We start from the raw sequence: 12,644 nt of genomic DNA, 5'->3' as shown, positions 1-12,644 counted from the left end.
TATGGCTACGATAACCAAAATTGATATTATTGAATATTTAAGTCATAAATATCAGTTATCTAAACACGATACGAAAAATGTGGTGGAGAACTTTTTAGAAGAGATTCGTTCATCATTAGAATCTGGTCATGATGTGAAATTATCAGGATTTGGTAATTTTGAACTACGTGATAAGTCATCTCGCCCAGGGCGTAACCCGAAAACTGGTGATGTTGTTCCGGTTTCTGCTCGCCGAGTGGTGACATTTAAACCAGGGCAAAAGTTACGTGCTCGTGTGGAAAAAACTAAATAGTAAGCAACAAAAAGTGCGGTGAATTTCTACCGCACTTTTCATATGAAAAGGTATGAAAGTGTATAAATCATTTTTAATCGCTACTGCCTCGCTGTTTTTATTCGCTTGTTCTAGTTTTCAAAACGATGATTATGCGATGAACTATAAAGGTCAAATCGGCGATCCTATTATGGCCATAGCCATGTTGAGCGAACAACAACATGAATGGGCGGGTACACCTTATGTGCTCGGCGGTGTTTCACGTCGTGGCGTAGATTGTTCCGGTTTTGTGCAGAAAACTTTCTTTGATCGTTTTAATCTTCGTTTACCAAGAAGTACAACTGAACAAGCCAATTATGGTAAACATATACGCAAAGAAGATATTCAAACGGGTGATTTAATTTTCTTTAAAACCGGCCGTGGCCCTAATGGTTATCATGTAGGAATTTATGTAAAAGAAGATAAATTCCTTCATGCTTCCACCAGAGGGGGAGTTGTCTATTCTTCAATGAATAACCCTTATTGGTCGAAAGCCTTCTGGCAAGTCAGACGGATTTAGAAAGTATAATGCTGGAATTTTCCAGCATTTTTTATAATGATTTTTTTCAAATTTGGGAGATAAAATGTCCTCAAACTTAACCGCACTTCAAATTCAACTTGAAATTTTACGCCTTATTCCAAAAACACGTTTTATTACCGCAGAAGAAATCTTACAAAAACTTGCTGATATTGGCGTTCAACGTGATATTCGTTCAATTCAACGCTTGCTAGAGAGCTTATCTCAACAGTTTGAAATTGAACGTGATATGCGTGATAAACCTTATGGCTACCGATGGAAATCAAATGCTAAAGGCTTGGATTTACCAATTTTAAATGAACAGCAATCACTTGTGCTTATGCTTGCTAAACAATATCTCAATGGCATTTTGCCTTCTAGTATTATGAGTTCAATGGAAGCATTCTTTCAACAGGCCGAATATAATTTAGTTTATGACAGCCATAAAAGATCAGGGGCAGAATGGCTTAATAAAGTTGCTATTGCGCCAACTAGTCAGCCGTTATTACCAGCCAAAATCAATCCAGAAATTTTTTCTCAAATTAGTACCGCACTTTATCAAAATCGATTTTTACAGGTGCATTATCGTAGTATTCACGGTAAAGAACATAAAGCTCAGGTCAAGCCACTGGCTTTGGTGCAACAAGGACCAAGTAGCTATTTAGTAGCACAATATGAGAATGGCGATATTTTACACCTTGCTTTGCATCGTTTGCTTAAGGTAACAGTGAGTACAATGATATTTGAACGCCCTGATTTTAATTTGAAATCTTATGTAGAAAGCCAAAAGTTTGGTTTTACCTATGGTCGAAAAATCCGGTTAACTTTCCGCATTAATAAAGATATTGGGGGATTTTTAACAGAAACACCATTATCAACAGCTCAAACAGTAAAAGATTCTGGGGATGATTATGAAATTTCAGCAACAGTGATCGAAAGCCAAATGCTGGAGTGGTGGATAGCTCACTTTGGTGAAAATTATCAAGAAATTGAGCGTGTATATTTAGAAGAAACAGTATAACGACATAAATTGTCGCTTTGTGCTTTATGATAAATCTATCTGAAGAGAGGACATTCAAATGAAACAGATTGTGTACATTGATATGGATAATGTGATGGTAGATTTTCCATCAGGTATTGCAAAACTAGATGATAAAACCAAGCAAGAATATGAAGGTCGATATGATGAAGTAGAGGGTATTTTTAGCTTAATGGAGCCAATGCCTAACGCCATTTCGGCTGTGCATAAATTGATGAAAAAATATCATATTTATGTACTTTCTACTGCGCCTTGGCATAATCCTTCCGCTTGGAGTGATAAAGTAAAATGGATTCAACATTATTTCGGTGAAGAAAAAGGTTCAGCCTTATACAAACGATTGATTTTATCCCATCATAAAAATCTCAACCAAGGGGATTATTTAATTGATGATCGTACTAAAAATGGTGCTGGCAAATTTCAAGGCGAACATGTTCATTTTGGTACAGAACAGTTTGCTAATTGGAATTGTGTCTTATCTTACTTAGGCTGTGGGCCTTTTACACCAAGTGATATTTTGCAAGATTGCTTGAAAAAGCCAGTCGCCCTCGTGCAAGTTGAAACTGAGGAGCAAAGCCGAGTCATTGGTGCTTTTGCAGATCGTTATAAATGGCAAGTGTTTAATTTGGCATGTGTTTATGCGGATGAAACAGCAACCGAATACAAAACTGTCTATTTAATTATCAGCCCTTATCTCAGTGATGAATTTAAAATGCGTATTGAAGCTATGTGTGCTCATATTCAAGCGAAATATGAAGTGTTATTACGCTCAAAATCACAGTTAAAACAATATTTCCAACGCCTTTCAGAGAAGCCATTCTTGCATATTGAAAGCTATAATTATCAACCACTTTATAAAGCTGGGAATATTTTTGGTATGATGGCGAGAGATAGACAGGTTGATGAAATTTTAGAACAAAAGGAGCCTGAAAAATGACAGAGAAAAATAAACCAATTTGCGTAGTATTAACAGGTGCTGGCATAAGTGCCGAAAGTGGTATTCCAACTTTTAGAGCGGAAGATGGCTTGTGGGCTGGGCATAAAATAGAAGAAGTTTGTACGCCTGAAGCCTTAAAAAAAAACCGAGCAAAAGTATTGGAGTTTTATAATGAACGACGTCGTAATGCTCAAGCTGCAGAGCCTAATGCAGCACACCTGGCTTTGGTTGAATTGGAAGCGTTTTATGAAGTTCATATAATCACTCAAAACGTGGATGATTTACATGAGCGAGCGGGAAGTACTAATGTACTCCATTTACATGGTGAATTGAATAAAGCTCGCAGCAGTTTTAATACCGATTACATTGTTCCATGTTTGGGTGATCAACTGTTAGAGGATAAGGATAATCACGGTCATCCAATGCGTCCACATATAGTCTTTTTTGGGGAAAATGTACCCATGTTTCCTAAAGCAGAAAAGTTAGTGAAAAAGGCAGATATTGTGATTGTTATTGGCACGTCATTACAAGTTTATCCAGCTAATGGATTGGTAAATCTCGCGCCATATGGTTCACTTATCTATTTGAACGATCCTAATCCCAATACAGGATTTGTCCGTAAGAAAGTGATTGCAATCAAAGAAAAAGCGGGTGAGGGCGTACCGAAGGTAGTAGCAGAGTTATTAAAAATCATAGAAAACAACCGCACTTTTTAAACAAATAGCGACTTTGGTCACTATTTATCATTTTTTCTCTTGCTTAAGCATATGCATAATAAGCCTAATAAGTGTTTCTTTTTGTTTCGGATCAGATTCTGCGACTAATAAAGTGAGTGCTGCAAGCCCAGTATCATTGATAACTGGATGCCCATTATGATCAAACAAACGTCCATTTCTATGTAAGAAATCTACAAATAAAAATGCACCGCTACGTTTATTACCATCTGAAAAAGGATGGTTCTTAACGACAAAATAAAGTAAATGCGCTGCTTTTGCTTCAATGCTTGGATAGGCCGGTTCACCAAATACACTTTGATCTAAATTGCCTAGAATCGCAGATAAGCTATTGTCTCGTTCACATCCAAACAGATCACTTGCTTCACCTTTTGCCATCAGCTGCAATTTTAACTCTGCTAGTGCAGAGCAAGCCTCAGCATAAGTCGGTAATGTTCCGCCTTGCTGTGTTTGTGGTTCGGCAAGTAAACCTTCATCATATTGTTGTAGCCATAAAAACGTATGCGTATAACGGCTGACAATATCCACTAATCCACGACCACTTTCTAGCGTTAATTCCGATGAATTTGCCGTTTTTTGAATAAGTGCAAGTGCTTGTTCTAATTCGTGAGCATTTTGCTGTAAACGTTTTTGGTTAATAGTATAGCCTTGAGTCAGATATTCCTTTAAACGTGCAGTTGCCCAAATTCTAAAATTTGTTGCAGATTTAGACTTCACTCGATAGCCTACTGAAATAATAGCATCCAAATTATAATGTTTAACTTTACGAGTAACTTGTCTTTTCCCTTCTTGTCGAACTACCGAGAAATCCTCGGTAGTTAAATTTTCATCAAGCTCTGCTTCATTAAAAATATTTTTTAAGTGTAGGCTTATGTTATCTGAGCTAGTATCAAAAATATTTGCCATCTGCCCCTGGGAAAGCCAAACGGTGTCATTTTCAAATCTCACTTCCACTTGCGTTGTGCCATCTTGAGCTTGGTAAATTTCAATTGGGTTTTGATGATTCATATTCTTTTCCTTAATAAGTTTCATGTATATATAACCAGATAAATATACATATTGCAATACAGATAATTTTATTTGCAAAAAATCTTCTAAAAATAACCGCTTTCAACATTCGCAAACGACACAAGTTGTCGCTTCCTTTCATATAATTTTTCCATAAAGAGAGATTTTTTACTTCTTACATATCTATCAAGCCTTTAATCAATAAAAGGAGCAAATAATGGCAATGAAAGTAATTATGGCAAGAGATCCACTTTTTGAGGATGTAAAAAAATATGTGCAACAACAAAAAGTTGCATCTTGCTCGATGATTCAACGCAGATTTATGTTGGGTTTTAATCGAGCTGGACAAATTTTAGCTCAGTTGGAACAAGCGGGTATTATTTCACCAATGAAAAATGGACAGAGAAAAGTATTATGAAAAATGATTTGAATTATGCAGTGGAGCTTATCCGCAAAGCAGATGGCATTTTAATTACAGCTGGTGCGGGTATGAGCGTGGATTCTGGGCTGCCCGATTTCCGCAGCGTTGGTGGATTTTGGAATGCTTATCCTATGTTTAAAGAACATAATATATCTTTTGAAGAGATCGCGACGCCACTAGCTTATAAGCATAATCAGGAACTTGCCTATTGGTTTTATGGGCATCGATTAGTTCAATACCGAAATACTATTCCTCACGAAGGGTATCAGATTTTAAAACGCTGGGAGGAAGCTAAATCTCACGGATATTTTGTTTTTACCAGTAATGTTGATGGGCATTTTCAAAAGGCTGGTTTTGATGATAGCCATGTTTATGAAGTACACGGTACTTTGGAGCGTCTTCAGTGTGTCAATAATTGTCGAGGATTAAGTTGGTCTGCATCAAGTTTTCAACCTGTCGTGGATAATGAAAACTTATGTTTAACCAGTGAAAAACCACATTGTCCTTATTGTGGGGGCTTTGCTCGTCAAAATGTACTAATGTTTAATGATTGGAGTTATGCAAGTCAATATCAGGATTTTAAACAAGTGCGGTTAGAATCGTGGTTAAAAGAAGTGCAAAATCTCGTCGTTATCGAACTGGGAGCAGGAAAAGCCATTCCTACTGTGCGTCGCTTTTCTGAACGTACGGCGAAAGCAAAAAAGGGGGGATTTATCCGTATTAACCCACAAGATGCAGGCGTGCCGAAAATGCACTTTTTAAGTCTAGAAATGAAAGCGTTAGATGCGCTAAAAGCGATTGATCGTATGCTAAATCCTTCTCAACAAGCGGTTGAATAATGGAAAATTTTTGCGAAATTACCTTCTGCCAACAAATTGGCAGCAACAAGCGACGCAACCAAGATGCCCTTTTTAATGGAGAGGCGGTGTTTCAATATAAACTCAAAACAGCTGAAAAACGCCTTGAAAACCGACCGCACTTTATTGTGGGTGTGGCAGACGGTATTTCCAATAGTAATCGATCTGAAAAAGCGAGCAAGTTGGCAATGCAATTATTAAGCAAAATGGAAAGCCTAAGTCGCCAAACGATCTACGATTTACAATCCAGTTTATCAGCAGAATTAGCGGAGGATTATTTCGGTTCAGCAACCACGTTTGTGGCTGCAGAAATTGACCAAATAACCCGTAAAGCCAACATTCTCAGTGTGGGCGACAGTCGTGCTTATTTAATTGATACGCAAGGTAAATGGCAACAGATTACCCAAGATCATTCTATTCTTTCTGAACTGTTGGCTGATTTTACCGATAAAAAAGAGGAAGATTTTGCCACGATTTATGGCGGTGTTTCTTCTTGTTTAGTTGCTGATTATTCCGAATTTCAAGATAAAATTTTTTATCAAGAAATTGAAATTCAACAAGGGGAAAGTTTATTACTTTGCTCTGATGGATTAACAGATGGACTTTCAGAAGAAATAAGAGAAAAAATTTGGAAACAATATGATAATGATAAATCAAGATTGACGGTGTGTCGTAAATTAATTGCAAAACAAGGGTTTTATGATGATTTATCGGTTATAATCTGTGCATTTTGATTTATATTATAAAAATATTCTAAGGACCCCAAATTATTATGAGTGAAGAAAAAGCAAAAATACTCAAGATTGATGATGTATTAAAATTAAATTTGAGAATTCCAGACTATCAAAGACCATACAAATGGACAATAAAACACGTTCAACAATTACTTGATGATTTACTGACCCATTTTCGTAATCAGGAACAAGTTTATCGTATCGGGACGGTCGTGATACATAAAGACGGAAAAAATTTTGATATTGTTGATGGCCAACAACGTTTAATTACGCTTTCATTATTGCTTCATAGTTTGGGTAGTGAAAAGAACCTATTGAACCAACCTTTAACACATAGTATTAGTAAGAATAATGTAATTAATAATTATAATTTTATTAAAAATTATTCTATTTCCCATAAGGAAACATTTAAAAAATATATTTTAGAAATTTGTGAGATAGTTTATGTTGAATTAGATGATTTAGACGAAGCCTTCCAATTTTTTGACTCACAAAACTCAAGAGGGAAACCTTTAGAATCTTATGATTTGCTGAAAGCTTATCATTTACGAGAAATGAAAGATAAGCCCAAAGAGATTGTTCATCACTGCGTTGAGCGTTGGGAGAAATCTGCACTTTCTCAAGAAATTAATAACTTAGATAAAATTATCAACTATATTCTTTTTAGATTACGCCGATGGCACTATCAAGAAAGCGGAGAGGTTTTTACATCGGACGAGCTAGAGACGTTTAAAGGTGTATCAGAAAGTACTACCTATCCTTATCTTAGCCCACTGTTTGCAACAAAGGCTGTAGAGAAATTAGCACAACAAAATCCTATGCTTTATCATCCAAGATTTGTGAAGACAAGTTTTCAAACAATACAAACTCTAATAAATGGAGAGCAATTTTTTGATTATGTTCAGTATTATTCTGAGCTCTATGAAAAATTATTTAAAGAAGGAAGTGGACTTGTTGATAAAGTGACAAAAATTAACGGTAAAGATCTAGGGAAAGGCGTAAATACTTTTCTCAATAATCAAGATTATTGCTATCGAGTAGGGGATAAGTATTTAAAAAATTTATTTGAATGTATAGTGTTATTCTATTTTGATAAGTTTGGTAAAGTACATTTAGATGAATTTATAAATAAAGCATTTTTATGGGTTTATCGAATTCGTTTTGAATATCAGCGTATTACTTTCAAAACTATAGAAGATGAAGCTCACTCAAAAAATGGATTATTTAATCATATAGAGAAATCCTCTACACCAATACAAGTGCTGAGATATACCTCAGCAATACGTGAAGATAAGTTTAATAATATAGATAATAAAATAAAGGAAGTTTTTGAGGTAACAAATGAGCAATGCTAAAGAATATGTAAAAACATTAACCGTGTCTGATTTATTTGATAATGATAATAAATGTAACTATATTATTCCAATCTACCAACGTAATTATGCTTGGGGTGACGATGAAATTAGTTCATTACTTCAAGATATAAAAAATGCTTGTGAAAAAAATAAAGAACAAGATAAAAATTATTATATTGGAAGCTTAGTTGTTTATTGCCGAGACAATGGTGATTTTGAAGTAATTGATGGCCAGCAAAGACTAACAACACTTACATTAATAATGCATCATCTTGGTAAATTAAGTTTTAGAAATGTTTTTTTTGAACATCGAGATGAATCTGAACAAGCATTATCTAATCTTAATTCTGAAACCTTACCAAGCAATTTCTCACAAGCATTAAAAACAATTAAGAAAGTAATTGATGAATGGGGGAATAATAAAGATGAAATTGTAAAGTTCCTTTTGGATAACGTTGAAATCATTCGAACTGAAGTGCCAGAAGGTACAGATTTAAACCATTATTTCGAAATTATGAATACCCGTGGAGAACAGCTTGAAAAGCATGAAATTCTAAAAGCTCGTTTAATGAAGGAGTTGCCAATATCTGAACAATCATTATTTGCAAAAATCTGGGATGCTTGTTCTGATATGAGTCGTTATGTTGTGATGGGGTTTGATTCTGAATTAAGAGAAGTCATTTTAGGTGGTGATTGGAGAAAAGCACGTGGATTTTTTAAGAGTATTTTGAATGAAAATTCTAGAGAACTTGAAAATCCTGAAGAACTTGAAAATAGTATCGTAAAACTTATTGATCCCAATGTAAAAATAGAAAAAATTGAAGAACAATCACAGGGTAGATATGATGGCGAATTTACTTCAGTAATTGATTTTCCTAATTTCTTAATGCATGTTTTAAGAATTTATTTAGAAAGATTTGATAAGTGTAAATATTCTACCAAAAATGATCCATGCAATGTTCCATTAGATGAAAAGTTACTATTAAAATCATTTGAAGGTAAGTTTGAAGGAAACCCTAAAAAAGTTAGAGTGTTTATTTATACATTATTGGTTTGTCGTTATTTATTTGATTTATATGTGATTAAATCTAATATGATTCGAACTGATTATGAAAACTGGTCGTTATGGAAAATAGTTAAAGGAAAATCAGGTTATTACTATAAAAATGCATTTGGTAGTTATAAAGATGTGTCTGTCGACAATAGTTTAGATAAAAATGATGATGAATCACTTAATGATTTAGATCCTACAAAAAAAGCTGTGATGTTACTTTCAATGTTCCATGTTTCTAATCCATCTCGTATTTATAAAAACTGGTTATACGCTGTGTTACGTTGGTTATTTGATAATAGAGATAATATTGAACAAAGTGATTATATTAAATTTTTAGAAGAACTTTGTGATAAATTCTATTTTGGTAATAACTGTCAAGGAAAAGATATTACAGAAATTATATTAGAAAAAGTGGAATTTGAATTAAACTCAGGAGATAAAAAAGATTGGGATGATGGAGTAAATGTTCCTAACTTTGTATTTAATCGATTAGATTATCAGTTATGGAAATTTTTCCACGAACAAAAACAAAAACAAAAAGTAGAAATTTTGTCAGAAAATGACAAATGGTTAACTATTAAAAATAAAGATGCTATTTGGAAAAAGTTCAGATTTACCTTTAGAAGTTCGGTAGAGCATCATTATCCACAGCACCCTTCAGAAGAACATGGGTTAGAGAGATTAGAGAAAAAAACTTTAGATAATTTTGGTAACTTATATTTGCTATCTCAAAGTAAAAATTCTCGTTTAAGCAATTTAACACCTGAAGCTAAATGTACTTATTATCAAGATGAAAATTATGATAGTCTAAAACAAGCTTTAATGATGGAAAAAACAAAAGAGCTTAATAATTGGAAAACTGAGGAGATATTAAAGCATGGGGAAGAGATGTGGATGTTGTTAAACACACCAATTCCCAATATTTCTAAATCATAACGACACAATCTGTCGCTCTACTTCTTAAACTATGCTCAAACCTATTAGATTTGAGCATTTTTTATTGGAGTAATGATTATGTCTAAATTCAAACTTACCCCCCCATCAGTTTCCCCGTATACCGAAAAATTAATGTTGCAACTTTTATTGGAATATCGAGGATTTTCAGAGGTTTTTCGTGAGAATAATTGGCGATATGACAATATTGCGGAAGCCTTAGGTTTACCGAGTGAAATGGAGAATAGCGATGATTTTTGTGCGAAAGTAAAAAAATTATTACAAGCGAGAAATAAAACGTTGCCCAAATTGACCGCTCTCTGCGTAAACGAGAATCCAATTATTCAACAAAATATTGATACGCTGACCCAATTATTATCATTGAATGCTGCTGAGAAGACGCTTTTCCGTTTATCGGTTCAGCTACGCTTAGATGAGCCATTAAAAGAATTGACTGGGGTATTACCAAAATCTAATTTGGTAGGGGTAAGTGGGATATTATCAAATTTATTTGGTTTGCCAAAATCAGACATTATTTCAGCCTTAAAAGATAAGGGAAAACTATTGGGTTATGGCTTGCTTGAACGAAACTATAATCCAGATAGACTCAATGACTATTTGGAGTGGAGCAAAATGTTAGATTTTGATGAATTTATCTCAGAACCATTAAATGAACAAATGTTATTAAAAGTCTGTACGAAACCAGCTATTGAGCCTAGTTTGAGTTTAGATGATTTTGCTTATTTAAACGAAATGAAAACAATGATGCTGGATTATCTTCAGTCCTCATTTGCTGTTCATAGAAAAGGTGTAAATATTTTAATTTATGGTGCGCCAGGTACAGGAAAAACAGAGTTTGCAACGTTATTAGCAAAAGCAGTAAGTGTTTCGGCGCATAATATTACTTATATGGATGAAAATGAAGAAGTGATCCGAGCAGAAGAACGTTTGAATAAGTGCCGTTTTGCGCAAAAGGTATTAGAAGGGCAGTCTTCATTATTGATTTTTGATGAAATAGAAGATGTTTTTTTCGCTGGTATTTTTGGCCATTCTGTGGCGCAGAAAAATAAAGCTTGGATGAATCAGTTATTGGAAAACAATAACGTACCGATGATATGGTTATCGAATTCGGTTTCTGGCATAGATCCTGCTTTTTTACGCCGCTTTGATCTTATTTTAGAAATGCCAGATTTACCGTTGAAAAATAAGTCGGCACTGATTACGCAACTGACTGAGGGAAAATTAAGTCCGGCCTATGTGCAGCATTTTGCTAAAGTGCGATCATTAACGCCTGCGATTTTAAGTCGCACAATTCGGGTGGCAAAGGAACTCAATACGTCAAATTTTGCGGAGACGTTGCTCATGATGTTTAATCAAACATTAAAATCGCAAAATAAACCAAAAATCGAACCGCTTGTTTTAGGCAAAGCCGACTATAACTTAGATTATGTGGCTTGTAATGACAATATTCATCGTATTAGTGAAGGGTTAAAACGGTCGAAAAAAGGGCGAATTTGTTGCTATGGTCCGCCGGGAACAGGAAAAACTGCTTGGGCAGCATGGCTTGCAGAACAGTTGGATATGCCTCTGTTGTTAAAACAAGGCTCAGATTTACTTAATCCTTATGTGGGCGGGACAGAACAAAATATTGCTCAAGCCTTTGAACAAGCGAAAGCTGATAATGCGTTATTGGTGTTAGATGAAGTGGATACGTTCTTATTTTCTCGAGAGGGCGCAAATCGAAGCTGGGAGCGTTCACAAGTGAATGAAATGTTGACACAAATTGAACGCTTTGAGGGCTTGATGGTGGTATCGACAAATTTAATTGAAGTGCTCGATCCTGCGGCATTGCGTCGTTTTGATTTGAAGCTGAAGTTTGATTACTTGATGCTGCGACAACGCTTGGATTTTGCTAAACAACAGGCTGAAATCTTAGGGTTGCCATCATTATCGGAAGAGGATTTAAGTCAGATTGAATCGCTTAATTTGCTGACGCCAGGCGATTTTGCTGCAGTGGCTCGTCGTCACCAATTTTCCCCTTTTCAAAAGGTGCAAGATTGGCTGAGCGCATTACAAGGTGAATGTGAAGTGAAGCCAGCGTTTTCTGCAACAACAAGACGAATAGGATTCTAATCAAAGTGCGGTCAAAATTTTTATGGTTTTTTGACCGCATTTTTTTATTAGTTTTTCAACTGACAGAAAATAAAAAGCATTGAATTTATCTTCAATTATTATTTCTGTGATCCATCTCACAATCTTAATATGACAATTATCATAACCCTTTAGAGAGCGTTATATTATCTTTACGCTATGTTGATCGATATAGGGAGGACAACATATGCTCATGACGATACTCAGCTTCCTCATTGTAACTGGTGTGGTTGCTTATATTTCTTGGTTAAAAACAAAAGGGGATGATTTAAGTACATCCAAAGGGTATTTCTTAGCTGGCCGTGGTTTAGGTGGGTTAGTGATAGGGTGCTCAATGGTATTAACTTCACTCTCAACAGAACAACTGATTGGCGTAAATGCGGTCTCTTATAAAGGAAACTTTTCAATTATCGCGTGGACCGTTCCAACTGTTATTCCGCTTTGTTTCTTAGCACTTTATATGTTGCCGAAATATTTGCGTAACGGTTACACAACAGTGCCAGAATTTTTTGAAAGCCGTTTTGACCGTCAAACACGCTTGATTATGTCAACATTATTCTTGGTGTTTTATCTTTTCATCGTAATTCCAACCGC

General features: G+C 35.1%; 13 protein-coding genes. 12 read left to right on the top strand and 1 reads right to left on the bottom strand.

Going from position 1 to position 12,644, the window contains the following annotated elements; translation table 11 throughout:
• Position 1 precedes the first annotated feature (1 nt).
• The 5 genes from AAX15_RS06055 (at position 2) to AAX15_RS06035 (ending at position 3,519) form a co-directional block, all read left to right on the top strand.
• Positions 2 to 292, top strand: a complete 291-nt coding sequence (locus AAX15_RS06055) for an integration host factor subunit alpha (protein WP_046939554.1) — start codon at positions 2 to 4, stop codon at positions 290 to 292.
• Between the two features lie 52 nt (positions 293 to 344).
• Positions 345 to 830: an NlpC/P60 family protein gene (locus AAX15_RS06050; RefSeq protein ID WP_005631729.1), complete on the top strand. Its 486-nt coding sequence runs from the start codon at positions 345 to 347 to the stop codon at positions 828 to 830.
• Between the two features lie 64 nt (positions 831 to 894).
• Complete coding sequence (locus tag AAX15_RS06045; protein ID WP_046939553.1) at positions 895 to 1,848, top strand: helix-turn-helix transcriptional regulator; 954 nt, start codon at positions 895 to 897, stop codon at positions 1,846 to 1,848.
• Between the two features lie 58 nt (positions 1,849 to 1,906).
• Positions 1,907 to 2,803: a 5' nucleotidase, NT5C type gene (locus tag AAX15_RS06040; protein WP_046939552.1), complete on the top strand. Its 897-nt coding sequence runs from the start codon at positions 1,907 to 1,909 to the stop codon at positions 2,801 to 2,803.
• Positions 2,800 to 3,519, top strand: coding sequence for an SIR2 family NAD-dependent protein deacylase (locus AAX15_RS06035; protein ID WP_046939551.1), 720 nt, complete (start codon positions 2,800 to 2,802; stop codon positions 3,517 to 3,519). The genes AAX15_RS06040 and AAX15_RS06035 overlap by 4 nt, the downstream gene beginning before the upstream one ends.
• A 27-nt stretch (positions 3,520 to 3,546) precedes the next feature.
• On the opposite strand, the gene rhuM is transcribed toward AAX15_RS06035, so the two are convergent.
• The gene (rhuM, locus tag AAX15_RS06030) at positions 3,547 to 4,545 is read right to left on the bottom strand and encodes a virulence protein RhuM/Fic/DOC family protein (protein ID WP_046939550.1); all 999 of its coding nucleotides are present in this window, start codon (positions 4,543 to 4,545) and stop codon (positions 3,547 to 3,549) included.
• A gap of 217 nt (positions 4,546 to 4,762) precedes the next feature.
• Between rhuM and AAX15_RS06025 the strand changes: the two genes are divergently transcribed.
• The 7 genes from AAX15_RS06025 to AAX15_RS05995 all read left to right on the top strand — a co-directional run.
• Positions 4,763 to 4,963: a DNA translocase FtsK gene (locus AAX15_RS06025; protein ID WP_046939549.1), complete on the top strand. Its 201-nt coding sequence runs from the start codon at positions 4,763 to 4,765 to the stop codon at positions 4,961 to 4,963.
• Positions 4,960 to 5,805 carry an SIR2 family NAD-dependent protein deacylase gene (locus AAX15_RS06020; RefSeq protein ID WP_046939548.1) on the top strand — a complete coding sequence of 282 codons (846 nt, stop codon included), beginning with the start codon at positions 4,960 to 4,962 and terminating at the stop codon, positions 5,803 to 5,805. Before AAX15_RS06025 ends, AAX15_RS06020 begins: the two co-directional genes overlap by 4 nt.
• Entirely contained in the window at positions 5,805 to 6,557 is a 753-nt protein-coding gene (locus AAX15_RS06015) for a PP2C family protein-serine/threonine phosphatase (protein WP_046939547.1), read from the top strand. The genes AAX15_RS06020 and AAX15_RS06015 overlap by 1 nt, the downstream gene beginning before the upstream one ends.
• Positions 6,558 to 6,595: 38 nt before the next feature.
• The gene (locus AAX15_RS06010; protein WP_046939546.1) at positions 6,596 to 7,912 is read left to right on the top strand and encodes a DUF262 domain-containing protein; all 1,317 of its coding nucleotides are present in this window, start codon (positions 6,596 to 6,598) and stop codon (positions 7,910 to 7,912) included.
• Positions 7,899 to 9,902 carry a DUF262 domain-containing protein gene (locus tag AAX15_RS06005; RefSeq protein WP_046939545.1) on the top strand — a complete coding sequence of 668 codons (2,004 nt, stop codon included), beginning with the start codon at positions 7,899 to 7,901 and terminating at the stop codon, positions 9,900 to 9,902. Before AAX15_RS06010 ends, AAX15_RS06005 begins: the two co-directional genes overlap by 14 nt.
• Before the next feature lie 78 nt (positions 9,903 to 9,980).
• Complete coding sequence (locus tag AAX15_RS06000) at positions 9,981 to 12,032, top strand: AAA family ATPase (protein ID WP_046939544.1); 2,052 nt, start codon at positions 9,981 to 9,983, stop codon at positions 12,030 to 12,032.
• Between the two features lie 205 nt (positions 12,033 to 12,237).
• Positions 12,238 to 12,644 (top strand): sodium:solute symporter family transporter (locus tag AAX15_RS05995; protein WP_046939543.1); only part of this gene is annotated, 407 nt, incomplete at its 3' end.

This window comes from Haemophilus haemolyticus, assembly GCF_001008275.1.
GTDB classification, from domain to species: Bacteria; Pseudomonadota; Gammaproteobacteria; order Enterobacterales; family Pasteurellaceae; genus Haemophilus; species Haemophilus haemolyticus_P.
This window is presented reverse-complemented; position numbering and strand designations above follow the sequence as displayed.

Bases quoted from the DNA above. Each gene is read 5' to 3' on its own strand.
- AAX15_RS06025 (WP_046939549.1), top strand. From the start codon at position 4,763: ATGGCAATGAAAGTAATTATGGCAAGAGATCCACTTTTTGAGGATGTA.
- AAX15_RS06005 (WP_046939545.1), top strand. From the start codon at position 7,899: ATGAGCAATGCTAAAGAATATGTAAAAACATTAACCGTGTCTGATTTA.
- AAX15_RS06055 (WP_046939554.1), top strand. From the start codon at position 2: ATGGCTACGATAACCAAAATTGATATTATTGAATATTTAAGTCATAAA.
- AAX15_RS06045 (WP_046939553.1), top strand. From the start codon at position 895: ATGTCCTCAAACTTAACCGCACTTCAAATTCAACTTGAAATTTTACGC.
- AAX15_RS06040 (WP_046939552.1), top strand. From the start codon at position 1,907: ATGAAACAGATTGTGTACATTGATATGGATAATGTGATGGTAGATTTT.
- AAX15_RS06050 (WP_005631729.1), top strand. From the start codon at position 345: ATGAAAGTGTATAAATCATTTTTAATCGCTACTGCCTCGCTGTTTTTA.
- rhuM (WP_046939550.1), bottom strand. From the start codon at position 4,545: ATGAATCATCAAAACCCAATTGAAATTTACCAAGCTCAAGATGGCACA.
- AAX15_RS06020 (WP_046939548.1), top strand. From the start codon at position 4,960: ATGAAAAATGATTTGAATTATGCAGTGGAGCTTATCCGCAAAGCAGAT.
- AAX15_RS06010 (WP_046939546.1), top strand. From the start codon at position 6,596: ATGAGTGAAGAAAAAGCAAAAATACTCAAGATTGATGATGTATTAAAA.
- AAX15_RS06035 (WP_046939551.1), top strand. From the start codon at position 2,800: ATGACAGAGAAAAATAAACCAATTTGCGTAGTATTAACAGGTGCTGGC.
- AAX15_RS06015 (WP_046939547.1), top strand. From the start codon at position 5,805: ATGGAAAATTTTTGCGAAATTACCTTCTGCCAACAAATTGGCAGCAAC.
- AAX15_RS06000 (WP_046939544.1), top strand. From the start codon at position 9,981: ATGTCTAAATTCAAACTTACCCCCCCATCAGTTTCCCCGTATACCGAA.